Source organism: Paenibacillus sp. FSL R5-0527, from assembly GCF_038008055.1.
GTDB lineage: Bacteria > Bacillota > Bacilli > Paenibacillales > Paenibacillaceae > Fontibacillus > Fontibacillus macerans.
In genome coordinates this window covers 2,903,290-2,929,397 of the sequence record NZ_JBBOYI010000001.1, presented here as the reverse complement: position 1 = coordinate 2,929,397, position 26,108 = coordinate 2,903,290, and the positions used below count along the sequence as shown (strand labels likewise).

General features: G+C 46.2%; 28 protein-coding genes and 1 pseudogene. 11 read left to right on the top strand and 18 right to left on the bottom strand.

The features are described from left to right. Window positions 1-35 precede the first annotated feature (35 nt). The gene (locus NYE69_RS12950) at window positions 36-989 is read left to right on the top strand and encodes a hypothetical protein (RefSeq protein ID WP_340926509.1); all 954 of its coding nucleotides are present in this window, start codon (window positions 36-38) and stop codon (window positions 987-989) included. 50 nt (window positions 990-1,039) lie between these two features. Here the strand turns inward: NYE69_RS12950 and NYE69_RS12945 are convergent, their stop codons facing one another. Further along, window positions 1,040-1,393, bottom strand: a complete 354-nt coding sequence (locus NYE69_RS12945; RefSeq protein ID WP_445744772.1) for an MOSC domain-containing protein — start codon at window positions 1,391-1,393, stop codon at window positions 1,040-1,042. Window positions 1,394-1,607: 214 nt separating this feature from the next. Here NYE69_RS12945 and NYE69_RS12940 point away from each other — a divergent pair, with 214 nt between their 5' ends. Both NYE69_RS12940 and NYE69_RS12935 read left to right on the top strand, forming a co-directional pair. Then, window positions 1,608-2,501, top strand: coding sequence for a LysR family transcriptional regulator (locus NYE69_RS12940; RefSeq protein WP_340926508.1), 894 nt, complete (start codon window positions 1,608-1,610; stop codon window positions 2,499-2,501). Window positions 2,502-2,703: 202 nt separating this feature from the next. Continuing rightward, window positions 2,704-3,627 carry a S66 peptidase family protein gene (locus NYE69_RS12935; RefSeq protein ID WP_036624563.1) on the top strand — a complete coding sequence of 308 codons (924 nt, stop codon included), beginning with the start codon at window positions 2,704-2,706 and terminating at the stop codon, window positions 3,625-3,627. A 97-nt stretch (window positions 3,628-3,724) separates the two neighbouring features. On the opposite strand, the gene NYE69_RS12930 is transcribed toward NYE69_RS12935, so the two are convergent. Further along, on the bottom strand, window positions 3,725-4,408 hold the full coding sequence (locus NYE69_RS12930; protein WP_340926507.1) for an MOSC domain-containing protein: 684 nt from the start codon (window positions 4,406-4,408) through the stop codon (window positions 3,725-3,727). A gap of 113 nt (window positions 4,409-4,521) precedes the next feature. On the opposite strand from NYE69_RS12930, the gene NYE69_RS33710 reads away from it, so the two are divergent. Further along, window positions 4,522-4,683: a hypothetical protein gene (locus tag NYE69_RS33710; protein ID WP_445744771.1), complete on the top strand. Its 162-nt coding sequence runs from the start codon at window positions 4,522-4,524 to the stop codon at window positions 4,681-4,683. A gap of 36 nt (window positions 4,684-4,719) precedes the next feature. On the opposite strand, the gene hemL is transcribed toward NYE69_RS33710, so the two are convergent. Continuing rightward, complete coding sequence (gene hemL, locus NYE69_RS12920) at window positions 4,720-6,030, bottom strand: glutamate-1-semialdehyde 2,1-aminomutase (protein WP_340930388.1); 1,311 nt, start codon at window positions 6,028-6,030, stop codon at window positions 4,720-4,722. A gap of 172 nt (window positions 6,031-6,202) precedes the next feature. Between hemL and NYE69_RS12915 the strand changes: the two genes are divergently transcribed. Then, window positions 6,203-6,355 carry an ATP-binding cassette domain-containing protein gene (locus NYE69_RS12915; protein WP_340926506.1) on the top strand — a complete coding sequence of 51 codons (153 nt, stop codon included), beginning with the start codon at window positions 6,203-6,205 and terminating at the stop codon, window positions 6,353-6,355. A 191-nt stretch (window positions 6,356-6,546) separates the two neighbouring features. Here the strand turns inward: NYE69_RS12915 and NYE69_RS12910 are convergent, their stop codons facing one another. From NYE69_RS12910 to NYE69_RS12895, 4 genes are read right to left on the bottom strand one after another with little or no spacing between them, the layout of a single operon-like run. Next, window positions 6,547-6,990, bottom strand: coding sequence for a nuclear transport factor 2 family protein (locus NYE69_RS12910; protein WP_340926505.1), 444 nt, complete (start codon window positions 6,988-6,990; stop codon window positions 6,547-6,549). Between the two features lie 11 nt (window positions 6,991-7,001). Further along, complete coding sequence (locus NYE69_RS12905; RefSeq protein ID WP_340926504.1) at window positions 7,002-7,523, bottom strand: hypothetical protein; 522 nt, start codon at window positions 7,521-7,523, stop codon at window positions 7,002-7,004. Continuing rightward, window positions 7,510-9,270, bottom strand: coding sequence for a sensor histidine kinase (locus NYE69_RS12900; RefSeq protein WP_340926503.1), 1,761 nt, complete (start codon window positions 9,268-9,270; stop codon window positions 7,510-7,512). The genes NYE69_RS12905 and NYE69_RS12900 overlap by 14 nt, the downstream gene beginning before the upstream one ends. Then, window positions 9,267-9,947 (bottom strand): response regulator transcription factor, encoded by a 681-nt coding sequence (locus NYE69_RS12895; protein ID WP_124331664.1) that lies wholly within the window; start codon window positions 9,945-9,947, stop codon window positions 9,267-9,269. The genes NYE69_RS12900 and NYE69_RS12895 overlap by 4 nt, the downstream gene beginning before the upstream one ends. A 263-nt stretch (window positions 9,948-10,210) precedes the next feature. On the opposite strand from NYE69_RS12895, the gene NYE69_RS12890 reads away from it, so the two are divergent. Then, entirely contained in the window at window positions 10,211-10,480 is a 270-nt protein-coding gene (locus tag NYE69_RS12890) for a TetR/AcrR family transcriptional regulator (protein WP_340926501.1), read from the top strand. Here NYE69_RS12890 and NYE69_RS33705 read toward each other — a convergent pair. The 3 genes from NYE69_RS33705 to NYE69_RS12885 all read right to left on the bottom strand — a co-directional run bounded on the left by NYE69_RS33705 (window position 10,447) and on the right by NYE69_RS12885 (window position 11,582). Next, window positions 10,447-10,548: a hypothetical protein gene (locus NYE69_RS33705; protein ID WP_445744831.1), complete on the bottom strand. Its 102-nt coding sequence runs from the start codon at window positions 10,546-10,548 to the stop codon at window positions 10,447-10,449. The two genes, NYE69_RS12890 and NYE69_RS33705, sit on opposite strands and share 34 nt — an antisense overlap. Window positions 10,549-10,748: 200 nt before the next feature. Then, a complete protein-coding gene (locus NYE69_RS33700; protein WP_445744770.1) occupies window positions 10,749-11,024 on the bottom strand; it encodes a hypothetical protein in 276 nt (91 codons plus the stop codon). Between the two features lie 42 nt (window positions 11,025-11,066). Then, window positions 11,067-11,582: an isoprenylcysteine carboxylmethyltransferase family protein gene (locus tag NYE69_RS12885; protein ID WP_328269815.1), complete on the bottom strand. Its 516-nt coding sequence runs from the start codon at window positions 11,580-11,582 to the stop codon at window positions 11,067-11,069. Between the two features lie 472 nt (window positions 11,583-12,054). On the opposite strand from NYE69_RS12885, the gene NYE69_RS12880 reads away from it, so the two are divergent. The 4 genes from NYE69_RS12880 (at window position 12,055) to NYE69_RS12865 (ending at window position 16,985) form a co-directional block, all read left to right on the top strand. After that, a complete protein-coding gene (locus NYE69_RS12880; RefSeq protein WP_036624580.1) occupies window positions 12,055-12,615 on the top strand; it encodes a glycerol-3-phosphate responsive antiterminator in 561 nt (186 codons plus the stop codon). A 171-nt stretch (window positions 12,616-12,786) separates the two neighbouring features. Next, a complete protein-coding gene (locus NYE69_RS12875) occupies window positions 12,787-13,599 on the top strand; it encodes an MIP/aquaporin family protein (RefSeq protein WP_340926500.1) in 813 nt (270 codons plus the stop codon). 33 nt (window positions 13,600-13,632) lie between these two features. Beyond that, window positions 13,633-15,123 (top strand): glycerol kinase GlpK, encoded by a 1,491-nt coding sequence (glpK, locus tag NYE69_RS12870; RefSeq protein WP_340926499.1) that lies wholly within the window; start codon window positions 13,633-13,635, stop codon window positions 15,121-15,123. A 185-nt stretch (window positions 15,124-15,308) separates the two neighbouring features. Beyond that, on the top strand, window positions 15,309-16,985 hold the full coding sequence (locus NYE69_RS12865; protein WP_340926498.1) for a glycerol-3-phosphate dehydrogenase/oxidase: 1,677 nt from the start codon (window positions 15,309-15,311) through the stop codon (window positions 16,983-16,985). Window positions 16,986-17,050: 65 nt separating this feature from the next. Here NYE69_RS12865 and NYE69_RS12860 read toward each other — a convergent pair. Further along, window positions 17,051-17,440, bottom strand: a pseudogene (locus NYE69_RS12860) (manganese catalase family protein); the annotation flags it as partial. Window positions 17,441-18,161: 721 nt separating this feature from the next. On the opposite strand from NYE69_RS12860, the gene NYE69_RS12855 reads away from it, so the two are divergent. After that, the gene (locus tag NYE69_RS12855; protein WP_340926496.1) at window positions 18,162-19,130 is read left to right on the top strand and encodes a hypothetical protein; all 969 of its coding nucleotides are present in this window, start codon (window positions 18,162-18,164) and stop codon (window positions 19,128-19,130) included. A 149-nt stretch (window positions 19,131-19,279) separates the two neighbouring features. Here NYE69_RS12855 and NYE69_RS12850 read toward each other — a convergent pair whose 3' ends face one another. From NYE69_RS12850 to NYE69_RS12820, 7 genes are all read right to left on the bottom strand, one after another. Continuing rightward, the gene (locus NYE69_RS12850; RefSeq protein WP_340926493.1) at window positions 19,280-20,194 is read right to left on the bottom strand and encodes a hypothetical protein; all 915 of its coding nucleotides are present in this window, start codon (window positions 20,192-20,194) and stop codon (window positions 19,280-19,282) included. 216 nt (window positions 20,195-20,410) lie between these two features. Further along, window positions 20,411-21,526 (bottom strand): AlbA family DNA-binding domain-containing protein, encoded by a 1,116-nt coding sequence (locus NYE69_RS12845; RefSeq protein ID WP_340926492.1) that lies wholly within the window; start codon window positions 21,524-21,526, stop codon window positions 20,411-20,413. Between the two features lie 426 nt (window positions 21,527-21,952). Next, on the bottom strand, window positions 21,953-22,075 hold the full coding sequence (locus NYE69_RS12840) for a hypothetical protein (protein ID WP_340926491.1): 123 nt from the start codon (window positions 22,073-22,075) through the stop codon (window positions 21,953-21,955). A gap of 151 nt (window positions 22,076-22,226) precedes the next feature. Beyond that, on the bottom strand, window positions 22,227-22,859 hold the full coding sequence (locus NYE69_RS12835) for a hypothetical protein (RefSeq protein ID WP_340926490.1): 633 nt from the start codon (window positions 22,857-22,859) through the stop codon (window positions 22,227-22,229). A gap of 68 nt (window positions 22,860-22,927) precedes the next feature. Further along, window positions 22,928-23,158, bottom strand: a complete 231-nt coding sequence (locus NYE69_RS12830) for a hypothetical protein (RefSeq protein ID WP_340926489.1) — start codon at window positions 23,156-23,158, stop codon at window positions 22,928-22,930. A 28-nt stretch (window positions 23,159-23,186) separates the two neighbouring features. Continuing rightward, window positions 23,187-24,083, bottom strand: a complete 897-nt coding sequence (locus NYE69_RS12825; RefSeq protein WP_340926488.1) for a tyrosine-type recombinase/integrase — start codon at window positions 24,081-24,083, stop codon at window positions 23,187-23,189. 406 nt (window positions 24,084-24,489) lie between these two features. Next, on the bottom strand, window positions 24,490-25,842 hold the full coding sequence (locus tag NYE69_RS12820; RefSeq protein ID WP_340926487.1) for an SIR2 family protein: 1,353 nt from the start codon (window positions 25,840-25,842) through the stop codon (window positions 24,490-24,492). Window positions 25,843-26,108 lie beyond the last annotated feature (266 nt).

Here is a 26,108-nt window from a genome sequence, read left to right as displayed (position 1 = left end):
CAAAGTTAACTTATTCCACATATTGGTGATAAAAAATGGCATATTTCGCTAAAGAAACTGCTAAAAAAATTCTGTCTAATGAGATCAGCGTGGAAACTTTGCTGCGTCAGTACCCGAAGTACAAAGATGAGGTTCTAAGGGAAATAAGCATCATCAAGGGCCGAAATCATTCGAATTTAATCGAGGCCATGATTGCTAAATATACTACAAGTGCAAAGATTGCCAGTAAGAAAATATTGAACAGCGGCTTGAACGAACAAACATTAAACGCTTTTCTGCCTGACATCATCAAGGCGCGATTTGCTGTTTACTTGCTGGAACATTTAAGTATTGCAGCTTCATCTGAAAACGCAGCTAAATCTATAAGTTTCAATATTTGGGATGGAGCGATCTTGCAGCGGCTTTTATTCAGGAGAGCTTTTGAAAGAAAACCGGTTTCCATGGGTTTGTTCCGGCTTTTTTGGAGATTCGTCATACATAAGAAAATATTAATGCCCCTGGTCAACAAAAAAGGCATTTATTGCTTTTATTCGAAAGAATTGATTTCACAGCTTTCAAAAATCATTGGAGATAAAAAATGCCTTGAAATTGCCGCTGGTGACGGTACATTAACGAAGTTCTTGAACGAAAAAGGCGCCGACTGCAAAGCAACCGACGACTATAGCTGGGGGCATTATATTGCTTACCCCGATTTTGTAGAGAAAGCCGACGCCCGAACCGCCCTGCGCAAATACAGCCCTCAAGCCGTTCTCTGTTCCTGGCCAGTTCCCCAAAACACCTATGAAAAGCATGTTTTCAAAACTAGCTCGGTTGAGCTTTATATCGTAATCGGCACCAATAACCCGAAACGCACAGGAGATTTCGAGTCGTATTATAGAGCCGATGACTTTACTATGGAATTAAGTGAAGAGTTAACCTCTCTCCTCTTACCTCCGTCAGATGAAAATGCGGTTTATATTTTTCGGAGGCGGAATAAGGCTCAAAACTGAAATCGGTACTTGGATAATCTCAATTGCCGCTTTAAGAGCGGTCTGTTTCTTCACCTCATAACATCGCCGGCCAATCTTTCCTGCGGATTTGCCTCGATTCCTTCTAAACGCTTTACAAATGTGGCTCTCCAGTTAACCGACAATTCTTCCACCTCGAGTATCTTTTTAATGCCTGCAAGATCGTCTTTCTCGTGATGCATGATCCGGTTTGTAAGAAACCGTGATTGATACGTCCGTTTCCAATAACCCCGAATCGTTAAATTTTCTCCGAATGCACCATAATCCAACGTTTTCTGCAGTTCATTTTCCCAAAATGGATAGTGATCATAGGGGTAGACGCAAACGGCTTTTTCCCTGCCGCCGTGATGAACAAGATCCCCCTGGCCATCCCCCTCAAAGTTCAACCAGGATAAAAATAGAGATTCACTTGCAGGAAACTTGTTGATGCCAGTGGAAATTTCCTTGTTATTGAACCGTACCTGTACAGGGATGCCTACATTGAGCGAAAGATTTCATAATGAACCCTCATGTTGTTTCTCCTCTCATCTATTAGATATTTCTTATGGTTAAGATTATAATAATAGTAATTTCCTATCGAAAAAATCAGGAGGCTGACCTATGGAATTGAAGCAATTAGAGTATTTTATGGCCGTATGCCAGGAGCTGCATTTTACCCGCGCCGCCGAGAAGCTGGGGATTGCCCAACCCTCGTTAAGCCAGCAAATTCGTTTACTCGAGCACGAAATCGGCACTCCCTTGTTTGATCGCGTCGGCAAACGAACCCTGATTACCGAAGCCGGCAAAACGCTGCTGCATCACTGTTACAATATTTTTCACGAGTTATCTCAGGCACGCGCCGCGCTCAGCGAACTGCAAGGCCTGAATAGAGGAACCTTAAAAATCGGCACCCTGTTGACGGTAGTCAATTATTTGCTTCCGCCAACCGTAATCGGTTTTCACCGCAAATATCCCAATATCGAGCTGTCCGTTCTCGGTTTGCGAACCGGGGATATTTTCGAAGGGCTGCTGAAAAACGAACTCGATTTGGGCATCGTCTATTTGCCGATGGAGCATGAAGAACTGGAAAAAATCCCGTTATATAAGGAAAATCTTGCTCTTGCGGCGCCAGCCGATCATCCGGTCGCCAAGGAACCGTTCGTTACGCTTGATATATTAAAAGAAACCCCCAGTGTTCTGTTGCCAAGCTCCTATTTTTTACGACAACTGATCAATGAGCAGTGCCGTGCCCTTGATATAAAGCCGCAACAGGTCTTGGAAATGACAACCATGGAATCGATCATCAATATGGTTGTTCAAGGCGTCGGCGTCACCATTTTGCCGAAAGGCTACCTTGATTATATCGACAATCAGCAGATTCGGACGATCCCGATTAAAAGCCCGGTGCTTACTACCGAAATCGGCCTTGTTTACCGAAAAAACAAATATTTGTGCGCGGCAAGCCGAGTGTTTAAGGAACAATTGCTGGCGACGCTCCCCCTCATTCAAACATGATCGCTCTAACGCTAGTACTCCGATTCAGTATAAATCGCGGGAAACGCATCGTTCACTTCTATTGTTTATATCATTAAGATAGGTTTTCCCTATGAATGTCTCCCGGCTCCTTTTCAGTACTGTGCAGCCGATTTCGCCAATATAATTTAATGACATGATATTACGATGGCTTCTTCTATTCTCGGGGAAGGAAGATAAGCATATGCCGATACGTCCGCCAATTTTGCAGCGAGGAGATACCGTTGGAATCGTTACCTTGGGCAGCCCGCTTAATGCAAACCTCATTAATGAACGAATCGGAGTTTTGAGAGCAATGGGGTTCAATATTGTATTGGGCCAATTCGTTTATGCGCAAAACGGGTTTTTAGCCGGGACAGACGAGCAGCGGGCTTCCGATTTGATGATGATGTTTGAAAACGAGCAGGTTAAAATGATACTGCCCACCCGAGGCGGCACCGGAGTAGCCGGAATTCTTCCGTACCTTGATTACAATGTGATCCGGAATAATCCCAAAATCGTTACAGGCTACAGCGATATCACGGTATTGTTAAATGCACTGCATCAAATTGTGGATTTAATCACATTTCATAGTCTGCTGCTGATTGACTTCAAATCCGAAACGCCCGCCTATAATTTCGACCAGTTTTTTTCCGCGACATCCCTGTACTCGTTGACCCGGCCGATCCAGAATCCGCCGGGATTTCCGCTGATCAGCCGGGTACCGGGCAACGTTACGGGCCCGCTTGTCGGCGGGAATCTGACCTCTTTTGTCGATACGTTGGGCACGCCTTTTGAAATCGATACACGAGGGAAAATTCTCGTGCTTGAAGAAACGCACGAACCCACCAATACCGTCTACAGGTATTTGAATCATCTGAAGCTGGCCGGAAAATTGAATGACTGCATCGGCATTATTATGGGGGAATGCACGGGCTGTCAGGCGGCTTACGGCATATCCTATGAAGATTTAATCGAAGAATTCGTCGTTCCGCTCGGTAAACCGCTGATCACGAACCTGGCCACAGGCCACGGCCTTTATAAAGCGGCTTTGCCGATCGGCGCCATGGTTAACCTTAATTCGGTCAATAATACAATAACCGTGGTTGAACCGACCATCAGCGTATAACGTTGCCCTTTTTAAAACCGATTCTGCGAATAATCCCTGCAACGGATTTATTGTTAAACCATTTTTACTTCTTAGGTTCTATTGATGACAAGGCGCCTCATAAATTACCGGTCAATCGTTCCTGCGGATTAACCTCGATTCCGTCTAATCGCTTTACGAATGTGGCTCTCCAGTTCACCGACAATTCTTTGACTTCAAGGATCTTTTTAATACCGGCTATATCCTCTTTCTCATGATGCATGATCCGGTTTGCGTAAGTAACCGTGATCGCTCGGGGATGGCGGGAAATCCTGGTGAGGCCGTCCGCCTTGGAGACAAGCCCTTCTTCCAACACACGCAAATAAAAGCCGGTAAATCCGGTTTTCTGCATGGTTAGCGGCATGTCCGGGGCGTCGTATTTAATCGACAATTTATAACAGGGCTGCCGCGGTTGACTAACCTGAACAAGGGCTTCTCCAAACTTAAAGATATCGCCGATGCACACATCCGTTTCCGCCAATCCCCGAATCGTTAAATTTTCCCCGAACGCTCCAAAGTCCAATGTTTTCTGCAGCTCTTTTTCCCAAAACGGATAGTGTTCATAGGGATAGACGCATACGGCCTTTTCCTTGCCGCCGTGATGAACAAGGTCCCCCTGGCCATCCCCCTCCAGGTTCAACCAGGATAAAAAAAGCGATTCATTTGCGGGAAGTTTGAATATGCCGGTAGACACTTCCTTATTTTTAAACTGTATCTGTTTGGGTTTGCCTATATTAATCGAAAGGATTTCTGCATAACTCATAAGGGATCACCTCAACGATGATTTTTTTCCAGGGCCAAGCTCCTGTTTTTTGCGACAACGGATCAATGAGTATTACCGCGCCCTTGATATAAAACTGCAGCGGGTTGTGGAAAATGACTACGATGGAATCCATCATCAACATGGTCGCTCAGGGTGTCGGCGTCACCATTTTGCCGATAGGCTACCTCGATTATATCAACACCTCGTTTACCGAAAAAACAAATATTTATGCGCGGCCAGCCGAGTGTTTAAGGAGCAATTGCTTATGGCAGTAAAAAGCGATAACTAAAGCTAATACGATGTTCAGCCCCCTATTCCTCCACGATCTCTCTTAATGCCTGGCTATGGGCGGCTAGCGTCGTTTCGATGTCCTCGTCCGAATGGGCTGCCGAAACGAACATCGCTTCAAATGGAGTGGGGGCCGTCAATATGCCAAACTCCAGCATGGCTGCATAATACGTTTTAAATAACCGCGTATTCGATAATTTGGCCGTTTCGTAATCGATGACATCATGCTCCGTAAAATATGGGCACAGCAACGAGCCTGCCCGGTTCACCTTTAGCAGCACGCCTAACTTTATAGCATTTTGCAAGAAGCCTTCGGCCAACCTGGCCGCTTTTCTCTCCAATTCGTCATAAATTCCGGGTAACGCAAGCTCCCGCAAGGTTGCATATCCGGCCGCCATGGCGAGCGGATTGCCGGATAACGTTCCCGCTTGGTAGATCGGCCCGGCCGGGGCGATCTGCTCCATGATTTCACGTTTGCCGCCGTAAGCTCCCACCGGAAGCCCGCCGCCGATCACTTTGCCGAGGCATGTGAGATCCGGCCGGATTCCATATAGCCCCTGCGCCCCATGGTAGCCTAGGCGGAATCCCGTGATCACTTCATCGAAGATCAGCAGGCTTCCGTAACGCAACGTAATCTCCCGCAATCCTTGGAGAAATCCAGACAAAGGCGGTACAACCCCCATATTCCCGGCGACCGGCTCGACGATGACGGCGGCGATTTGTTCGCCGAACCGCTCAAAGGCAGCGTGTACGCTGTCCAAATTGTTATAAGCCGCAGTCAGGGTATTCGCCGCAATGCCTTCCGGTACCCCCGGGCTATCCGGCAAGCCCAATGTGGCCACGCCGGACCCGGATTTGATCAGCATCCCGTCGGAATGGCCGTGATAGCCTCCTTGAAACTTCAATATTTTTTGCCGTTTCGTATATCCTCTTGCCAAACGCAACGCGCTCATGACGGCTTCCGTACCGGAATTCACCATGCGTACCATGTCGACGGATGGAACGGCTGCGCAGATCAACTCGGCCATCCGGGTTTCCAGCTCCGTCGCCAATCCGAAGCTCGTCCCCCGTTCCGCCGCTTCCCGTATGGCATCAACTACCCTTGGGTGGGCATGCCCCAGGATCAACGGCCCCCATGAGCCGATATAGTCGATGAATTCATTTCCGTCGATATCATACACGCGCGATCCCTTGCCGCCCGCGGCAAACACAGGGGGCAAACCAACGGAAGCAAATGCGCGGACCGGGCTATTTACCCCGCCGGGGATCACGCGTTTTGCTTCATCGAACGCTACTTTGGATAACAAGTCCTTCCTTCCGGGGTTCACCTTCATATCCGTCCCCTCTTCATTCTCTTGCAGATTTTGCTTCAATTTCAGGATTCCGCTTCAGTATAAATCGCCGGAAACGTATTGTTCAATACTATTGTTTTTATCATTACAATAGGATTATCCTATGAATTGAAAATGAAATTATAGGTAACGCTTTTTTTAAGGTGGCAGGGGAATGACATCTGATATTCTTGTGACTTTAACAGAAGTTACGAAGAAATACGGTAATCGGGATGTTTTAACGGATATTTCGCTTACTATTAGGCAGGGTGACTGTATTATATTAAGAGGAAGCAACGGATCGGGAAAAAGTACGCTGCTTCGATAACCGAGTATCTGACCCACATGGGGAAAAAATATCCAATATGCCTAACGCTTTTCATCAAACTATCGGTGCTAGGAGCTTCAAAATTTTACAGGATAATTTTGGCTATGTTATTCTTGTTTATGCTCCATAAACGAAGGCTGGATTCACCACAGTCTTAATCATTATATTTTGTCAAGATGCTCGGGAGTTCGCTATGCTTGGTACGGAGGAAGCTCCATCACCTTCAGCGCGCCGTCCGTTTTTTTCACCGTATACGTGAATTGGTTCGTAACCGTATCGAATTCCCTGGTCTCGAACAAGGTTCCGTCCTCGAGCTGGAACGTTACCGTAAACTTATACGAATCTGCGCTTTCCTCGGTTTCGGCGGTAATTTCCTTCATCGAAATATCGGGCAGCAGCTTTAAATATTGCTCAAATAATTGCTGTTTGTCGTCAGGATCGGCATCGGGGAACAAATTGATGAGCCCCTCGTAGCTGCCGCCGTATAACGCGGCCAATTGTCCGGCGTCCTTTTCGGCGATGGCCTGCATATAACGTTCCAATGTTTGGCGCGGACTCTCGTCGGCCTTCATGCCGCTGCATCCCGCGAGCAGCATGACACAGATGATGAAACAAGCGAATGCGATCTTTCTCATCGTTCTCCCCCTTACTTCAAGGTGATCTCTTTTTCCCAGGTCAACTCGTTGTTCTCGTCATTCGCGAATATAAAGATGACCCGGCCTTTCTCGCCCTTCAGCGAATCCGGATAGAAGAAGCCGGAAAACTGGCCGTTGCCGCTAATGTAGAATCCGTCCTCCCCGGTCTGGCCATGTTCAATCGCTTCTTCGAGCGTATTGGCGATCTCGTTTTGATCCGAAACCCACTTCATTTCCTTCAAAGCGTATCCTTCCGGAGCTTGCTTCACGGTGAAATCAAAGCTGTTGCCTTCGATCGGTTTGGCCGTCTGGTCGATGACGATTAATATTTTCTCTTCCGGGCCGGCTGCATTTTCGGCCTGCGGGGCAGCGTTGCCGGCTTGCGTGCCGGACTCGGATACCGCAGGATTTTCGTTGGCGGCGTTAGGGTTCGACCCGGCGCCCGGTTGATTGCCGCATGCGGACACAAGTATCAGCAGCAGAACGAACAGCGCTGGTACAAGATAGATTCGTTTGTTATTATTCTTCATCATAATTTCCTCCGTTTTCCTTCAGGGTAAAATAAAACGCGACGCCCTGATGTGTATTTCTGGCCCCATACTCGCTATGATGGAGCTCCAATATATGCTTGACGATGGCAAGCCCCAGCCCCGTTCCGCCATGAAGGCGATCCCTGGAACGCTCCGCCCGGTAGAAGTGATCCCATATCCGGCTTAAATCTTCATCAGCCAGCGGCGCTCCGATATTTTCGAGGACTACGGTTATTGTCCCTACAGCCGTCCGCCGGATGTCGATTGTAATGACGGTGCGCTCCACGGCATGCCGAATCGCGTTGCTCAGCAAATTCAGTACGACCTGCTCGAGCCGCCGGGGGTCTGCCGTTACGAAGACTTCTTCCCCTGCCAAGCCGTCCAGCTTCATTTGAAGATGCTTGTTCTCCAACTGCCGGGTGAACGAATCGGCCGCCTTTTGAATCAGGCGAGGCAGGGATACGCTTCTTGGATGCAAGCGTATGGCCTTGGCTTCGTATTTGGACAGCTCCAGCATATCCATGATGAGGTCGTTCATCCGGTCCGTTTCCTTGACGATGAGGGCAAGGTAACGTTCCCGCTTGTCGCCGGCCACGCCGTCCTGCAGCCCTTCCGCAAAGCCTTTCACGATACCGAGCGGGGTTTTCAATTCATGGGAGAGATTCGCGATCAGCTCTTTCCGAAGCTGTTCGGAACGCTCCTTCTCGCTCATATCCTTCCGCAGCCGCTCGTTCGCCGCGGTCAGCTGCTTTAACGTAGCGTCCAGATTACGGGATAATGCGGTCAGACTGCGGGACAGCTCCCCGAATTCATCCTTTGCCCGGATTTCCGGCTGCGCGGTAAAATCCAGATCGGCAAGACGCGCTGCCGAGCGGCTTAGCGCAACTAACGGGCGGGAGATGATCCGGGAATAGAAAAACGACAGCAGCAGCACAAGCACAAGGATGACCGGCGCCGCATAAACGAAATATTGCCGGAGAATGCCCACCGCTTCCCCAACCGGCTGCAAGGAAGCCATAACGAATAAATACCGGATCCCGCTTCCGTCAACCGGCAGCGGCTGAATGATCACCGCGTAGCCGAGACCGCTCCATTGATCCTTCCATTCCTGGCGGACGCTGCGCCCTTCCTGCAGGAGCGCGGTGCTCTGCTCCGCAACCGGCGCCCATTCCTTCAGCGCTTCGTCCGCCAAGGTGTCCTGGTATAGCGGATTGTACGACCGGTTCTCGGGAAGCAGCAAATCCGTTACTTTCCCGTGCACGCGAACCAAGCCATCCTCCAAAGCGGCGTCTTCCCGCCGAATGTACGCAGGCTGCATAATGGTGTCCTCTTCATCCATGAAAATACCGTCAACGACGATGCGGTCCCCGACTTGAATGCCGTGGGGAATGTCGTCTAACGTCATGCCTTCCGGCGTAATGGGAAGCGTGACGGTCGTGCTGTCCGACAGCAGTTCCAGGAAATAAGGATTTACGGCCTTTCTTTCAAATTGCCCGTTCAGGAAGAAAGCGCTGGCATCGTTATCGTTCATAAAAGCGCCGAGCAGCCGTGCTGCACGCTGTTCATTGAATGGCGCCTCATTGATTTGCTGCGCGAGTTGGTTCATATTCCGTTCCAGCGCGCCGATTTTGGACATCCGGTAAAAGCGTTCGAAATACAAGCTCTCCGCGAGCATAACCAGGGAAAAAATAATCAGAATCAACAGCGACGTGACGGCAAAAAGCTTATATACTACGCTGTTCCTTCTCAAGGTATCATCTCGAACTTATAGCCGGAACGGATGACGGTGCCAATATAGCGGCCCTCGTCTCCGAGCTTGGCTCGCAGTTTTTTGATATGGGTATCGACCGTCCGTGCATCTCCCAAATAATCGTACCCCCATACCCCATCCAAAATATACTCCCTAGGCAGCACCTTGCCATAGTGCTTTATAAGAAAAAGCAGCAAGTCGTATTCCTTCGGCGACAGGTTGACCGGATTTCCCGCTACCGCTGCCGTATGCGCCTTTCTGTTAACCGTTAAATCGCCGTAAACTAGCAATTCCCCTTCGCGCCCCACGGTTCCTTCCGTTCTTTTCATTAACGCGACCGCTCGCGCGACCAATACCCTGGGGCTGAAGGGCTTAACGACATACTCATCGGCGCCGAGTTCGTAGCCCATAATTTGATCATCGTCTTCGGACTTGGCCGTGATCATGATAATCGGTACGTCCGACTTCTTGCGGATGCTCCTGCATACCGCCCATCCGTCCAGCTCCGGCATCATGATGTCCAGGACAACCAGGTCGACGGATGTCCGCTCGAACGTATCAAGGGCGATCCTGCCATTGCTTGCCTCGTATACTTCCCACTGCTCTCTTACAAAATAGTCCGTTATAAATTCACGCATCAGCGCATCGTCTTCGACCAGCAAGATCCTTCGTTTCATCGCCGCGCACGCTCCGTATGCTTAATTACCGCCATGCTGCCAAACCCTTTCCTAATCGTCTTGAAATGCATGCTCGTTCATGTACGCTTTCACCTCCGACTGCCCCCAAAAAGCAGTCTAGAAGAATCTTGTGTCCTTCGTGTGTACTTTACTGTACAACATAAAAATGCATCCTTATCATTGTATTTGCTATAACGACGTATTACAATGTAAAAACAACCACCCTGACGAACGTTCGTATCAATATGGGAAGGAGCATGGATTTGACAGCCGATGCGATTAAGAAAGTAGCCCGCCGGCATTTTGCTTTAAAAGGCTACGAAGCCACTTCATTGGATGCTATTGCTAAAGAAATCGGAATTAAAAAGCAATCTCTCTATACGCACATCCAAAGCAAAAGCGAGCTGTTCAGCACGGTATTTAAAGAATCCGTCGACGGCGAACTCGCTTTTGTAAGCCAATACTTTGCCGATTTAGCTGAAGATGCGTCATTACAGGATCAGTTATACCGGTTTAAAACGGCTCCGGCTTGAAAATCTTCCCTAGCTTGTCTTTTGGACGGCGCGGCCCCCGACAAAATCAATAATTCCAACAACGTCATTTTCTCACGCTTATCGACATGAATCGTTGAAACTCCGCAGGATACGGCTTCCAAATCGTCCGGAGCTAAAAAATGCAACTCTCCCCGAAACAAGATCTCCGATGCTTTTTCGCATGTTGAAGCTTCCTGTCCTCCATGGACCAAAGCGGTAACTTCTTTGGCAAGTGCGCGCTGTGCCGCTCTTTCTTCAGGCTTGTTCGTTAAAGCCTCTCGGTTTCTTTGGCCAGCATGTAATTTATCGTGAAGCGGGTTCCGCAATCCCTGAGAAATTCAATGATATTTATGGAAGCAAACCAATCGTAGTTGTTAAACACCCTTGCCGCTTTAGGAGCATGGTCAAATTCCAGGAAACGCGAAAGCTGGAGCTTAATGCTTTCGTTCCACGCCTCCACCGTTTGTTTTGTCAACCGCACGATATTTATAACTAAAATACCCGGCAAACCTATTGCCGTGACGTCGCCACAAAAAATAGCCACACTTTAAGAATGGCCGTCAGGAACCGCTTGGTTTTATTCCATCTAATACTGCTGGAACTTCTGCTTCATCATTTTTTCCTCCAGCCGGATGCGGTTGAACAGGGTAAGAAGATGCAGGGTGAACAGCGGCGCAAACACGATCCAAGCCTTCGAAATAATTGCAAAACTCAACACCTCCGGGATAATGTTCAAAAAATAATTCGGATGCCGGACATATTTAAACAGCGGGCTTTCGATCAACTCATGGTCCTTGGCAATATACAATTTGAAGGTCCAAAAGCGACCGAGCGTGCGGATCACATATACGAGGAACGCCATTGCAACCGCGTAAATCAACAGCCCGATATACGTATGCGAACCGATCGGCACATCCATTACGAAAGCGTAAACGATCGTGCTTATGTAGATGAGGAATTGCACCACGATCAGCAACTTGCTGTTGGTTTGCCCGTATTCCACTCCCCCGCCCGCAATGATCTTTGCTTCGTTCCGCCCGGAAATAATGGCCGAAGGCACGCGGAGCAGGGTGAGCACGATCAGTATGATGCCGGTAATCATTTCTAATTGTTCCCTCCTCTTACAATTTCATTTGTGCTCGCTTATTGATAAATTATTGATTCATTATGTTGGTTTTACTTTATATTGATTCAGTGAATTTGATTATTACTACTCCTCAATAAAATTTTCTCCTTCCCTTGCTCCTCCTTCAAAATCTCCACCGCCTCGCCTTTGGCCCAATACATAAAACATATCTCCTATATATGCGAATACAAGGATTCGGTTGCAGGGATTTTCGGAGGGTGTTCACGAACATATAAAAGGCGATCATTAGTGAACGCCTAGAGCATATATTTACTTGCTGCCTTTAATGATAACGTTATCCAGCGGACGACCTGGCTTCAGCATATGAGAAAGGCGCGGAATCTATGGGCTTGCATAGGATTAAAAACGCATTTATCATGGGATGTACAGTTAAGCATGGCTTTCATGCAAAATAGGGTTGGACTGTTTGAGCAAAGGGGCCTGAAATATGAATTTCTATGAACAGCGAATTTTACCTGCGTCGCGGCAGATGAAAGATTTGGAGAAGGCCGTGGCATCATCGTATGAGTATTTGGTGCTGCTGGATGTCCATATCGCCCAGCTCAAGCACGCCTGCGGCATGGTGCATCAAGCAAACAAGAAGCTGTTTCTGCACATGGACCTGATTCAAGGCCTGCAAAGCGACGGGCACGCGACCGAGTATCTTTGCCAGGAGTACCGGCCGTACGGGATATTGTCCACCAAGTCCAGCGTCATTCAAAAGGCGAAGCAAAAAGGCGTCGTCGCCGTGCAGCGCATCTTCTTAATCGACAACAGCGCCTTGGAGAAAAGCTGCAAGCTGCTGGAGAGCACGCAGCCGGATGTCATCGAAGTTTTGCCCGGCGGCATGCCGAGCGTGATCCGCAAGGTGAAAGACCGAACGAACCTGCCGATCCTGGCGGGCGGATTCATCTCTTCAAGGGAGGATGTAGAACTGGCTCTGCAAGCGGGCGCCGAAGCGGTGACCACCTCGAACAAAAATTTGTGGCGAGAATTTGAAAAAAAGTGATTGACAACGTTTACAAATTTAAATAAAATTTGAATCAAGTTAATAATGTTACGGAGACTTGGAGATCTACATTGAACGTGCCCCTCATCCCCGCATGGGCGGTTTAGGCGCACACTTGATGTAGGTCTTTTTGCGTTCTCTGAACAATCATAATCATTGGGAGGGGTTATCATGTCAGCGTTTTGGGGAGAGTTGATTGGAACCATGATTCTGATTGCACTGGGCGGAGGCGTATGTGCGGGCGTATCGCTTAAAAAATCTTTTGCGGCAAATTCCGGTTGGATCGTCATTACGATGGGGTGGGGACTGGCGGTCGCGATGGGGGCGTATGCGGTAGGTTCGATCAGCGGCGCCCATCTCAACCCGGCGCTCACCTTGGGCCTGGCGCTGATCGGGAAATTCCCCTGGGCCGACGTCCCCTCGTACATCGCGGCGCAAATGCTCGGGGCTATCCTCGGGGCCGTCATCGTGTATCTGCATTATTTGCCGCATTGGAAGGCAACGGAAGATCCGGGCACCAAGTTGGGCGTGTTCGCAACCGGTCCGGCCGTGTACCATCCATTCTCCAATTTGATGAGCGAAATGATCGGGACGTTCATCCTGGTGCTGGGGATTTTGGCCATCGGCGCCAACAAGTTTACGGATGGGCTAAACCCGCTGATCGTCGGCTTTCTCATTGTCAGCATCGGCTTGTCGCTGGGCGGAACGACCGGGTATGCGATCAATCCGGCGCGCGACTTGGGGCCGAGAATTGCGCACGCGCTGCTGCCGATCGCGGGCAAAGGCGGCTCCAACTGGAAGTACGCCTGGATTCCCGTCGTAGGGCCGCTGCTGGGCGGGTCGCTGGGGGCGTTATTTTACAAGAACGTATTTTTGGGCCAACCGGACCCGGCCATTTGGGTCGTCGCGGGCATCGCGGCCGTCCTCTTCGGCATCGTGCTCATTTTCTCCGGCAAAAGCGCCAAGTACAGCGTGTCAATGTAAGCTTTGAACACACACTTAAAGGAGGAACTTCACATGGAAAAATACATTTTGTCGCTTGATCAAGGTACAACGAGCTCCAGAGCCATTTTATTCAACAAAGCGGGCCAAATCGTCCACGTCGCGCAGAAGGAGTTCACGCAAATTTTCCCCGAGCCGGGTTGGGTGGAGCATAATGCCCTGGAAATCTGGGGAACGGTGCTCGCCGTCATCGCGACTTGCCTGATCGAATCCGGCGTAAAGCCGAGCCAAATCGCCGGCATCGGCATTACGAACCAACGCGAGACGGTGGTCGTATGGGATAAGGAATCCGGCCGGCCGGTCTACAATGCGATCGTATGGCAATCCAGACAGACGAAATCCATTTGCGACGAGCTGCAAGCCGCGGGTCATGGCGAATTGTTCCGCTCCAAAACAGGGCTGCTGATCGACTCTTATTTTTCGGGCACAAAGGTCAAATGGATTCTGGATCATGTTCCGGGAGTCCGGGAGAGAGCGGAGAACGGCGAGCTTCTGTTCGGCACGATCGATACGTGGCTGATCTGGAAGCTGACCGGAGGCGAGGTGCACGTTACCGACTACAGCAACGCTTCGCGCACGCTCATGTACAATATTCATGAATTAAAATGGGATGATGAGCTGTTGGAGCTGCTGACGATTCCGAAGCAGATGCTGCCTGAAGTGCGTTCCTCTTCCGAAATTTACGGCAAGACGGTCAATTACCATTTCTTCGGTGAGGAAGTCCCGATTGCCGGCGCCGCCGGCGACCAGCAGGCCGCCTTGTTCGGGCAAGCTTGCTTTAAAAAAGGCATGGCCAAAAACACCTACGGCACCGGATGCTTCATGCTGATGAATACCGGCGGCCAGCCCGTTCAATCTTCGCATGGTCTGCTGACGACGATCGCCTGGGGCATCGACGGCAAAGTGGAATATGCGCTCGAGGGCAGCGTTTTCGTGGCGGGCTCCGCGATCCAATGGCTCCGCGACGGCCTGCGCATGATCAAGGAGTCGAAGGACAGCGAGCTGTACGCAAGCAAAGTGGATACGACAGACGGCGTGTACGTCGTTCCGGCGTTTGTCGGACTGGGGACGCCCTATTGGGACAGCGAAGTGAAAGGAGCCATCTTCGGCCTGACGCGCGGCACTTCCAAAGAACATTTTATCCGCGCCACCCTGGAATCGCTCGCTTACCAGTCCAAAGACGTGCTCAGCGCCATGGAGGCCGACTCTTCGATTGAGCTTACCAAACTGCGCGTGGACGGTGGAGCGGTGCAGAACAATTTCCTGATGCAGTTCCAGAGCGATATGCTTGGCGTACCGGTGGAATGCCCGCAAGTCTATGAGACGACTGCGCTCGGCGCTGCTTATCTGGCCGGGCTGGCCGTCGGATACTGGGAGAGCCGGGAAGAGATTGCGGCGCAGTGGAGCATCGACCGCATCTTTACGCCGACGATGCCGGAAGCGCGGCGCAATGAACTGTACGCCGGCTGGGGCAAAGCGATTGAGGCCACAAAGGTATTCAAATAAGGCCGGAAATATGCTACAATTTTTAATAAGTTAATATTTAAATTCGGTTGGAGAAGCTTGAAACCGCAATTACACTTTAGCCCAGGGCTGAGGTGTTGTTGCGGTTTTTTTGTTCACTTCTATTTGTTCAATTCTATTAGAGGTTGCACTATTACGCCGTCTTTATGGCGAGGGAGGTTATTGGGATGACAGTAAGATTTTCCGCAGCAAACCGCAAAGCGATGGTGGAAGCCATGAGGCAGCAGCCGCTGGATATCATTGTGATCGGCGGAGGGATTACCGGGGCCGGCATCGCCCTGGATGCGGCGACGAGGGGGCTCCACACGGCGCTGTTCGAAATGCAGGACTTTGCCGCAGGCACCTCCAGCCGTTCGACCAAGCTGGTGCATGGCGGCCTTCGCTACCTGAAGCAATTTGATATCAAAACGGTGTCCGAGGTCGGCAAAGAACGCGCCATCGTTTACGAAAACGGCCCGCATGTGACAACGCCAGAATGGATGCTGCTGCCCCTGCACCGCGGCGGCACGTTCGGCAAATTCAGCACGGGCATCGGCCTGCGTGTCTACGACTTCCTGGCCGGAGTCAAGCGCAGCGAACGGCGCCGGATGCTGCCGCGGCAGGAGACGCTGGCCCGCGAGCCGCTGCTGAAACAGGAGGGGCTGCTGGGTGGCGGTTATTATGTGGAATACCGGACGGACGACGCCCGCTTGACGATTGAAGTCATGAAAGAAGCCGTTCGCTACGGCGCAAAAGCCATGAATTACATGAAAGTCGAATCTTTTTTATATGAAAACAACAAGGTCGCCGGCGTGCGCGTGGTCGATCAATTGGACGGCTCGGCGTATGAGTTCCGGGCTAAGAAAATCATCAACGCCGCGGGCCCCTGGGTCGACGAGCTTCGCGACAAAGACGGGTCCAAGACCGGAAAGCACCTTCAATTGTCCAAAGGGGTCCATCTGGTCATCGATCAGTCGAAGTTTCCCTTGACGCAGGCGATTTACTTCGATACGCCGGACGGGCGGATGGTCTTCGCCATCCCGCGCGACGGCAAGACGTACGTAGGCACGACGGATACGTTCTACAAGGCCGATCCTGTTCAGCCGGTCATGACGAAGGAAGACCGCGATTATATTATGGCGGCGATTCGCTACATGTTTCCGGCGGTTCAGCTTGCCGAGGCGGACATCGAATCCAGTTGGGCCGGCGTGCGGCCGCTTATTTATGAGGAGGGAAAAAGCGCCTCCGAAATTTCCCGCCGGGATGAAATCTGGCAATCTCCGTCGGGATTGATTACGATCGCGGGCGGCAAGCTTACCGGATACCGCAAAATGGCCGAAACGATCGTCGATCTGGTCATGCGGCTATTAAGCCAGGAGGAAGGGCTCAGGTTCGTGGCGGCGAAGACGAAAAACATGCCGATTTCCGGCGGCCATGTGGGCGGCTCCGACGCCTTTCCGCAGTTTGTTCGGCAAAAAAGCGAGGAAGGCGTTCGCCGCGGTTTGGATGCTGCGCTTGCCGAGCGCTGGGCGCGTTTGTACGGCTCCAACGTCGACCGGATCTTCGAACTCGCGGAGCGCCGGCGGGAAGACGCGGAACGAAGCGGACTGCCGCCGGAAGTGCTCGTCCCTCTCCTGTACGCTATAGACGAAGAAATGACCGTCAAGCCCGTTGATTTCTTTATTCGCCGCACGGGCGCGCTGTTCTTCAACATCCGTTGGGTGCGCGAATGGAAGCAGCCTGTGATTGAATTTATGTCCTCCGCCCTCGGCTGGACCCTTAAGCAGCGCGACGCATATACGCAAGAGCTGGACACCGCCCTGCATCAAGCGGTCGTTCCGCAGGTGGAGCAAGGCAGGGAATAAAGCCCTCCCTAGGAAAAAAATAAGCCCCGCAGTTTTCCAGCGGGGCCATCTTCTCGCTCATCACCTCAAAACACCTTCTTATGCTCCCGGTCCTCCTTCAAAATCTCCACCGCCTCGCGGAACCGCAAGCTGTGCACGATTTCGCGCTCGCGCAGGAACTTCAGACCGTCCTGGATGTCGACGTCGTCGGTCATGTCGATCAGCCACTGGTATGTAGCCCGCGCCTTCTCCTCGGCGGCGATGTCCTCGTACAGGTCGGCGATCGGGTCGCCTTTGGCCTGGATGTATGTGGCGGTCCAAGGAACGCCCGCCGCGTTCTCGTAGAACAGCGCCTTGTCGTGGTTCACGTAATACGGGTCCATCCCGGCGGCCTTCAGCATCTCTGGCGTCGCGTCTTTGGTCAGCTTGTAGACCATCGTCGCGATCATTTCGAGATGCGCGAATTCTTCAGTACCACCATGTTATCACTGATTTTATTTGGGACATTTTTCCGCAATCTCTTCCCTTTTCATTACCTTCTGTAATAAAATTTGAGGTATAACTTATTAATAATAAAGGATTGTTTAATAAATGCCAAAAATTAACTGAGATGAATGGAATGAACGAAAAGAATTTAAAAAACGTATGAAAAATGAGCAAAAGCTTAAACTAAGAATTTACTTGAATCAGATTTAAATTCAGTTACGCTAACCCTGCGTCAATTTACTCAAATGTGTGAAGATGATGAGTATATGTCTGAAATGTTGGATTTAATGGAAGAAGCGTTAATGAGGATTGTCGATGGCCAAGGGAATCCAACAGAAATAGCATGGTCGGCTCTAAAAAGATATTAAGGAGACTGTAGGGGTAGCACCAGCGAAGGTGACACCCCTGCACACTAAATGGAATTATTTTAAATAGTAGATCAGAAATAATAAATTTTTAGACGGCTAGTCGAAACCATAACGTGTTTCGTGCATCATTTTCCCAAAAGACAACTACTGAAAGAGTGGGAACGAATGCCGGTTACTGGAACAGGGGTACTTCAACATTACATTTCTCATATGATTATTCAATCAACAGTAGCTCGCCATTGTGAATATAGTTGTATCGATCATGTCTTTCACCTGATAATGAATAATTTAATGTGGTAAAATTGAGAAAACAGGGAAAATGAATAGAAGGGTTGATATTCTAATGGACATGCCCCTTTCTCAAAACCATTGCTTTTTGTGCGGCAGAAAACTGGAAAAAAATACAGAAGAACACATCTTTCCAAAATGGCTTCAGCACAAATTTAATCTTTGGGATCAAACCATTACATTATTAAATAGGACATATATTCCCTATCGAATGCTAAAAATCCCCTGCTGCAATACGTGCAACAATGAATATTTATCTCAACTTGAAAAAAATATTTCAATCGCTGTAGATGGAGGCTATCATTCATTTATACAGTTGGATGAAGACAAAATATTTTACTGGGCTGCAAAAATTCTTTACGGTTTATTCTTTAAGGAGTTGTCTCTTAATATCGACCGAAAAGATCCGCAGGTTGGTACGATTATGAATCCTGAAACCATGGAAAAGTTCCATACATTGCATATGTTATTACAGGGTATTAGGTTCCCAACCCAATACTTACCTGTAAAGCCCTACTCAATTTTTATATTTAAAATGTATGAATATGATGATGGAGATTGGGATGAATCAAATTTCAATTACTTTGACAGCTATATTCAAACCGTTTATGGCATGAAAATGAACGATATTGGATTTATTCTATGCATCGAAGACTCAGGGGTTCAAGAGGAATTTGGAAAAGAGTATTTTGATAAGTATAAGGACAAAACTCTTCATCCAATCCAGCTTAAGGAGATTTATGCTAAAATCAATTACAAGCAATTTCTAGCCAAATACACTCCTCGGTATATAACCATAGAATCGGCTAATGAACGAATTGTTCAGGTAATCCAGCCTTCAGGAGATGTATTCGATGAGTGGTCACAGGAGATATATGCTCATTGTTTAGCTCATATCTGGAGTGCGTACCCCAATCTTAGTTTTGAAGATATTTATTTCCCACCTGATAGGGTCATTAGTTTCCTAAATAATGAAGACGGTACCTTTATGCAACTGCCTAAACATATTCTTCAGAAAACTTAATTGCTCTACACTTTTACTTCAAAAAACTCTGCCATCTCCTCATGCACCATAGATAATAAAAAAAGAGACAGTTAAGATAATTATTCAGTCAACATAATTATCTTAACTGTCTCTTTTTTAGCTAAGCCATATGGTCGACTGCAAATCTATTAAGTAAATATATCGTATGATCCACCAATAAATAATTCACCATTTATTAGTTGCACATCAAATCCTAATATTTTCCATAAATTCAATGTTATCGAATTAAGAACTTCGATATCCTCAACACCCCGCCATGTAGGATAGGAATTATGTAACTTTGACAGTTCACACCACAATGAATCTAACGTTGATTTGTAATATGAGTCATTAAACGAAGGTGAAAGATCCTGATGACAACCTTGCAGCTGGCCGATGTAGTTTCCAGTTATTTTCAGCTGTAAATATGTAATCTCCTGCAATCGTTTAAACAGGAATCCAATATCTGCATGACCCGATCTGTAGTCGGCGATCAGATTTGCTAACTCCTCCTTCATAGTAGCTGTTCCTTGAATTACGCTTTTCTCCGTTTGGTCAAGTTGTTCTTGACTCTCTACCATTCTACTAGCCATAAAATCCGCATAAAATTCAGACCAAATACTATCTCCAAAGGTACGGAGTATATTAGCCAGATCATTAAAATGCCTAATTTTTATATCTTCATTGGTATAGACTTTGCAGTTATCATCATGCACATGGACAAGCTCATGCATGAGTAAATGGATAGCTCGGTTTAGTTGCTTGGATGCGATCATTCCTAAAATAATAGAAGCATTGAAAACTAATGAAAAACGAGTTTCTCCATTTTTTATATAAGTAAGGGATCTTGCGACACCAGTTAGGTTTTCTGTGTTGGTGTAACCTACCAGCAGTCCTTTTTCAATCTGGATTTCTTCAAGATCCTGTCCGTAATTTTCGGTAAACAAAATCAGATCCAAGTTATTCAAATTCAATTGCTCACTCAGTCTTCCAATCAGCTCTTCAATAAACTGAGGAAACTCTCCAAGGTCTCCATAGCTTTCGATTCGCATTTCTATTTCCATCTATATCACTACCCCTCTTTTGTCAGGTTTCCGGTCTTCTTTATTTCTGTGCGAACAACATTATAAAACAGAATCGTCTCTCTCTTCCAAGTATGCCTGCAGCGCCGCGCACAGCTCTGCATTAACAGGTAACTCCCTGTCTTTTTCACCCTTTCCACGGATATATGCAGTGCCTTTTCGTTAACTCATGGTAAGGTCCGCGATTTCCATCTCTTTTTAACGACTAGTTCTCGCCACTTCAAGCTCAGCCTTAGCGATCCCAAAAGCATTCCAAAGGGCATCTAATATAGGCATTATGGTCTGACCAACTGCAACAGGAGTCAAAGGTTCAATAATACTTGGGTCGACGAGAATTTCAGGAAGAACCAGCTTATCTTCTAAAAGCGGAAAAATGTCACAAAATCTATCGGGTCTTATTATAAAATTAAAACCTTCAACGCCGTAGAATGAACACGTTAAATAAAATGGTTCATCAATCCCCATAATTTTATAGTTTTTGATTTGATCTATAATACAACCTATTATTGTTTTTTCGAAATTCTCTGAGCTTATCTGTGATTCCCTTGTCAACCTAACCGATGTCTGTTCAATAATTCCATTTCTAAAAATCTGCATTCGCGACTCAGCTCGCACTGATTCTGAGTATAGACCATGAAAGTTAATGCGGGGATTCCAACCTGCACTTGCTATTGGCTTAAGATTTACTCGGTCCAAAAGTCCCATATCCAACGAATAATGGTGTTCAAAGCAGGATAGGGGAAGAAAATGGACCATAAAAAAAGGTTGATCACCATAGGCATTTACACAATATAGAAGTCGTTCCTCTTTAAAATGTTCGTACTTCTTAGAAAATTCTGTCGCGCCCAAAAACATTTCCCTCAGTTCATGTACATCCATCGGAAATTTACCATTTGATTTTCTCGAATAAAATTTTTGGTTTTTAATCACACGATGAGGACGTGTCCAACTTCGATATACACGAATTAAAATCACGCACTTTCCAGGAGCAACTTGGAAAGATCTCAAATCATACCGTCCCAATTTAGGCTCAATCCCATTTTGAAGGATATTATTAATTCTTAGTTCTTCATTATCAATGTCTTCTACTTCTATACCTACTAAAGATGTAGGCTCTCCATTTGACTCTTCTATTCCTATGTAAAAATCCCCTCCGTAAGCATTTGCAAACGATGAAACGGCAATGCAGATTTGCTCCTCTCTTATCATTTGCGACTTATATTCAATGTTACTTCCCTCTCTTACTTTATAAGTTACAAGATTTTGTATATCCGTAAGATTCAACTTGTCTATTTTTATAGAAAATGTACTCATCCCTATTACCCCATTTTCAATTAATGTATATTTAACTTCAACGACCCAATCTAATATAGATATGACTTAAGTCCATCCACGACCGCCTCCGCTCTTCCACTAGAGCATCTTAGACATACTGTATAAGAATGACTTGTTCATCGCAAAGTTATCAATTACATAATCGTCACCGATTGGCCCAGCAATCATGTGGACTGAATAATCATGGTCAAAAGCTACATGAATCCAATCCTTAGCATGTAGATCAGGGAAGATCTCTTCACGTTTCCGATAATGAGAAATATGAATTCTTTTAAACCCACCATATTCTTTTGAATTTCCTTCTTCATCGAAATAGCATTTATTAATATATTTTTTCACTGCATCTACTAGTTGCTGATTCCCTTCCGAAACTTCAAGTAGCTTGTCAAAATCAACTTCGAAGGGTTACGTTTGGAACACTCCGGCAAGGCCCTTGTAGTCGTAATAATGTTTCTTTAATTGAGACACAATGCCCGGAATTTCTTGTTGATTTTCAAACCATTTCGTTTCCTTTGATTTTTTACTCATAAAACACGCTCCCACTCATTTTTAATTATGTCCAGTTGATCGTTTTCACCGCTGCCTCAAGATCCTCCACGCCCGGCAACTGATCGACTCTACTGCTAGATCATCTACGCCGAGTGTCCTACCCTCATTGAAATGGCGCGTAAATGGCGGATCATTTTGTATACTTTCCTCCCTTGATTACTTTAAGCTTGGGCTTAGGATTCAATTTGTCTGTTTCGCTCCGATCATGGCTTGGTGTAACTTCTCCCCTACGCAAGTTAGAGAACAAATTAGGATGTTCAAGTACCATCTCTTTAGGGACATTACTGCTGAACAAAAAATTGTAATCGATTGAGCGTGGTTTGAACCCTTCATAAGTAGGATCGTCTATGTCTTCTACATGAAGCCAGAAATACCCATCTCCTAGCCATTCGTCAATTAGAGAATCATTCACGATGTATGTCCTTCGGACCTCTGATTTGTAGGCTTCTGGGTATTCGTGAAAGGTTATTTTAAGAACTTCCCCTTTCCCTATTCTAGCTAAGTAAAAAGGGAATGGACTAAGCTCTTCACCACCCATCCCGTATTCACTCATTTCTATTTTAATTTTTTCATCAGGAACTTTTAGCCTTTTAAATATATCTAATATCCCAGACTCCATAACATATCTTGTATTTAAATCACGTATTTTAAGGACTTTTTCTCTTGTTTGATCGAAAAACTTACTTCTGAAATCTTTTGGCAAACTAGTGTCTAATACAATATCTGTCATTTCAGCTATGTATTTTTTCATCTTACTCGTCATTTATTTTCCCCACCAATCAATTCTTCCTTAAATCTTTTAATACTTAAAGTGAATTTCATTCATTTTTTTCAGCCGATTGCCTTCACAGCAGCCTCCAGGTTCTTATCTACTGGATTAGTTTTTCTGTTTTTTTCAAAAACTTTATGTGCTTCTTTTATCCATTTGAGTCTTTCGGTTCCCTTCAGACCATGGGTTGTAAGGCAGAAATCAACCGCAGCAGCAAGCATTTCGCCATTGCTTAAACTCGTTCCCTGCTCGTTCCAAACTTTTTCCCAATACTCATATGTTCCGATTCCCATAAAATAAAGTCTCCCTCCTCATAACCGCTTATGTCCAGCTGATCGACTCCACAGCCGCCTCCAGATCCTCCACGCCGGGCGTTGTATAAATCATCGTCATCTGAAGATTCGGTTCTCCATTCTCTTTGTAATGCCCCATGAGGATGGCCACTTTCTGCAGATCTTTTACGGCTACAAGCAAGTCATGGCCAAACGTATGACGGAGGCTATGACAAGATAAATGATGTATTCCTGTACGCGCACGATATTTCTCAACCAAGTGCTGAATGCCACGCTCGGAACATTTTGGCGAACGTCTTGATACGAAAACGTATGGACTTGAATCGTCCCGTTCATTCAGATAAGTCTGAAGCGCAGCGCGCAGTTCCGAGCCTATAGGCAGTTCCCTATCTTTATCTCCTTTGCCACGAATATATGCTGTCCCTTTCCGATCGCTCATTTTCAGATCTGTAAGCTGAAGATCGCAAAGTTCGTGGACACGTAAACCCAGGCGAAGAAAAGTAAGTATGATTGCATTTTCTCTTACACTTCCGCGATATCTAACTTCCCTCAATAATGCGTTCTGCTCATTCCTGGTTAACCACTTGGGTTGACGGCGTGCTCTAGGTGGTTTTTTTACTGGACCAACCGGATTGTCTGGTATGTATCCCTTATCTGCAAAAAACCTGAAAATTGCGTTCAAATGGACAAACGTCAAAGCCTTCGTTGACGAAGCTGCCGGCTTTCCATTCTTCCCTCCAGCTACATCCAAATGCCGCTTAAAATCCGCGACATCTTTCTGAGTTGCATAAACGGCGTTTACTTCACCACCCCGATCCGTAGACTGAAACCAGGTTTCGAACCTTTTCCAACTCACTTGGTAACTTTTAACTGTTTTGTGGGAGACGCCTCTATTTTCTAGCTGTTGAATAAATTCGTGAAACATTTCGGACCCCTCTCATACGTACATACATAACACGACGAAAAAAAACTCTCTTAAGAAACGGTAAAATAAGGCTTATCTATTACCATTTTAACACATTTCGTCGTGTTATGTATAGAGAAGACGACGAAAGTATTCAGAAACTTCTTTCCTATCCTAATGGATACGATTCGTTTGAACCCCGCATTAAAGGGCAGCAGTTTTGCACTCGACATTTACCACGCAATATATTTCACGTATTAACCGTTAAGTTGTTCGGCTGACTATTTGGTTGCCAACCAAATCTAAACAAACTTTATAATCTATTGAATGTACGAATTTTAACCTCTAGCGCATTAAAAAAAAGAAAAAGCTAAGAATATAATATATACATTCTTAGCATACTCATCTTGCTTCGGAAGCAACACTTTCATATTTCTAAATGGTATTCTTCTCCCAATAGTTTAGCTCTCGCTAAATCTACAGCAGCCTCAGAATATTTACTAAACGTTGAGTTACCTATTTTCACTCGAATGTGATATTTATTATCACTAGCTTTAATATCAAAACCCGTCTCTTCTTTTATTTGTACAAAAGCTCGATGCACTTGATACCATCCAGAAAAACCAAGATGATTGCCAATTTGCTTAATTGTATAGGGAAACCCAGCGTTTAGTGCTGTTGGATTATCTAATGTGGTGATTCCATATATTTTAGCTAACTCCCCTTCTTGATTGATGGCATTCTCTAAAACCCTAAAATCTACTTCCACTGTTCTTTTCGGTATATCATATCGTATCATGTCATAAGTTCTTGCTAGTAGAGCGCGAAGTAATTTTGGATTTATTTTCTCCAAAGCTCCATTTGCACCAAAGGCTTTATACACCCACTCAAAAGAGTTAGCAACTATACTCTTGACTCTAACACTACGATGGTTACCTATAGGTATCAATTTTTCTCTAGCCGGCAGAGGCTTTTTTTCTATGTCTGCATCCCATTCCAATAAGTAAATATTCGGTATTAATTGGTTGTCAGTGGAAATGATTTCATCAATGTCAGACAATATTGCTCTGATATTAGGATCTTCAGCACTATAACCCAAAAAAACTAATGGATGCTCTGCAAAGTAAGTTAAAAGCTTAGCACTTAAATATTTCTTTTTAATTGAGAAGTTTTCATAGTCATCACTCGTAAGAACCAAGTTTGCAGGATCAGAAACACAACCATGTATTTTTAAAATTTCGCCTACACTACTATAATTGGATTTGAGAATTTGCTGACCTATTACAGGTGTATAATCAGGAAATACAATTTCCTGGAAACGATCATAATTTGTAGTTATAATTGCATGTGGTCTTATTTCTTGTAAAGCAAACAATTCTTTTTGTAATACCTGGTTTTCAATCAACTGAACATTTTCAGGAGTTATACTTTCTAAAAATTCCTTAATTTTGTATTTAATATATATATCTGGAGGGGTGTTTTTTTGAAACAATTCATCAGGAAATTCATTTTTTCCCTCTCTCCAGGCCCATTCCCTAAACTTTTGTGCAAAGATTTGGCCTATTTCCATAAAGCTATTTGTTTGGCTATAAAAAGCAAAGCTATCTTCGATACGCGGACACATTTCAGACAAGCTAACCAGAAGTTGTTCCCAGTTAGGCGCATTAAAATATCTTTTAGAAATTCCAGAACCGATAAACAATATTGGCTGACATCCCATGTCCTCTAAGCATGCCTGAATATCATTTGATATATCTACTTTATAATCTTCGTAAGACAATTTATACACCCCCTATAATTCACTTGAAGTCCCATATATTTCTATCTAACATAATAGATTAAAAAATTTATCAATACAATCATGGTTTTACGAAACTAATTTTCTAACTATGGTTTGTTGTTTATTAGCGGGGGCCTTCTGATTATTTATTATTTCTTCGATCACTAAAAACTCAACATACAGAAAGTGAGAACAACCATAACAAACCTAATTAATCACAATAAGTACCAGTGCCTCGGGCGTCTTATAGGTCTTGCTAGGTCTTG

What these genes read in the sequence shown, in the direction of transcription:
- NYE69_RS12950 (WP_340926509.1), top strand. Translation starts at nt 36, where the DNA reads ATGGCATATTTCGCTAAAGAAACTGCTAAAAAAATTCTGTCTAATGAG.
- NYE69_RS12940 (WP_340926508.1), top strand. Translation starts at nt 1,608, where the DNA reads ATGGAATTGAAGCAATTAGAGTATTTTATGGCCGTATGCCAGGAGCTG.
- NYE69_RS12935 (WP_036624563.1), top strand. Translation starts at nt 2,704, where the DNA reads ATGCCGATACGTCCGCCAATTTTGCAGCGAGGAGATACCGTTGGAATC.
- NYE69_RS12930 (WP_340926507.1), bottom strand. Translation starts at nt 4,408, where the DNA reads ATGAGTTATGCAGAAATCCTTTCGATTAATATAGGCAAACCCAAACAG.
- NYE69_RS33710 (WP_445744771.1), top strand. Translation starts at nt 4,522, where the DNA reads ATGACTACGATGGAATCCATCATCAACATGGTCGCTCAGGGTGTCGGC.
- hemL (WP_340930388.1), bottom strand. Translation starts at nt 6,030, where the DNA reads ATGAAGGTGAACCCCGGAAGGAAGGACTTGTTATCCAAAGTAGCGTTC.
- NYE69_RS12915 (WP_340926506.1), top strand. Translation starts at nt 6,203, where the DNA reads ATGACATCTGATATTCTTGTGACTTTAACAGAAGTTACGAAGAAATAC.
- NYE69_RS12910 (WP_340926505.1), bottom strand. Translation starts at nt 6,990, where the DNA reads ATGAGAAAGATCGCATTCGCTTGTTTCATCATCTGTGTCATGCTGCTC.
- NYE69_RS12905 (WP_340926504.1), bottom strand. Translation starts at nt 7,523, where the DNA reads ATGATGAAGAATAATAACAAACGAATCTATCTTGTACCAGCGCTGTTC.
- NYE69_RS12895 (WP_124331664.1), bottom strand. Translation starts at nt 9,947, where the DNA reads ATGAAACGAAGGATCTTGCTGGTCGAAGACGATGCGCTGATGCGTGAA.
- NYE69_RS33705 (WP_445744831.1), bottom strand. Translation starts at nt 10,548, where the DNA reads ATGACGTTGTTGGAATTATTGATTTTGTCGGGGGCCGCGCCGTCCAAA.
- NYE69_RS12885 (WP_328269815.1), bottom strand. Translation starts at nt 11,582, where the DNA reads ATGATTACCGGCATCATACTGATCGTGCTCACCCTGCTCCGCGTGCCT.
- NYE69_RS12880 (WP_036624580.1), top strand. Translation starts at nt 12,055, where the DNA reads ATGAATTTCTATGAACAGCGAATTTTACCTGCGTCGCGGCAGATGAAA.
- NYE69_RS12875 (WP_340926500.1), top strand. Translation starts at nt 12,787, where the DNA reads ATGTCAGCGTTTTGGGGAGAGTTGATTGGAACCATGATTCTGATTGCA.
- glpK (WP_340926499.1), top strand. Translation starts at nt 13,633, where the DNA reads ATGGAAAAATACATTTTGTCGCTTGATCAAGGTACAACGAGCTCCAGA.
- NYE69_RS12865 (WP_340926498.1), top strand. Translation starts at nt 15,309, where the DNA reads ATGACAGTAAGATTTTCCGCAGCAAACCGCAAAGCGATGGTGGAAGCC.
- NYE69_RS12855 (WP_340926496.1), top strand. Translation starts at nt 18,162, where the DNA reads ATGGACATGCCCCTTTCTCAAAACCATTGCTTTTTGTGCGGCAGAAAA.
- NYE69_RS12850 (WP_340926493.1), bottom strand. Translation starts at nt 20,194, where the DNA reads ATGGAAATAGAAATGCGAATCGAAAGCTATGGAGACCTTGGAGAGTTT.
- NYE69_RS12845 (WP_340926492.1), bottom strand. Translation starts at nt 21,526, where the DNA reads ATGAGTACATTTTCTATAAAAATAGACAAGTTGAATCTTACGGATATA.
- NYE69_RS12840 (WP_340926491.1), bottom strand. Translation starts at nt 22,075, where the DNA reads ATGAGTAAAAAATCAAAGGAAACGAAATGGTTTGAAAATCAACAAGAA.
- NYE69_RS12835 (WP_340926490.1), bottom strand. Translation starts at nt 22,859, where the DNA reads ATGACGAGTAAGATGAAAAAATACATAGCTGAAATGACAGATATTGTA.
- NYE69_RS12830 (WP_340926489.1), bottom strand. Translation starts at nt 23,158, where the DNA reads ATGGGAATCGGAACATATGAGTATTGGGAAAAAGTTTGGAACGAGCAG.
- NYE69_RS12825 (WP_340926488.1), bottom strand. Translation starts at nt 24,083, where the DNA reads ATGTTTCACGAATTTATTCAACAGCTAGAAAATAGAGGCGTCTCCCAC.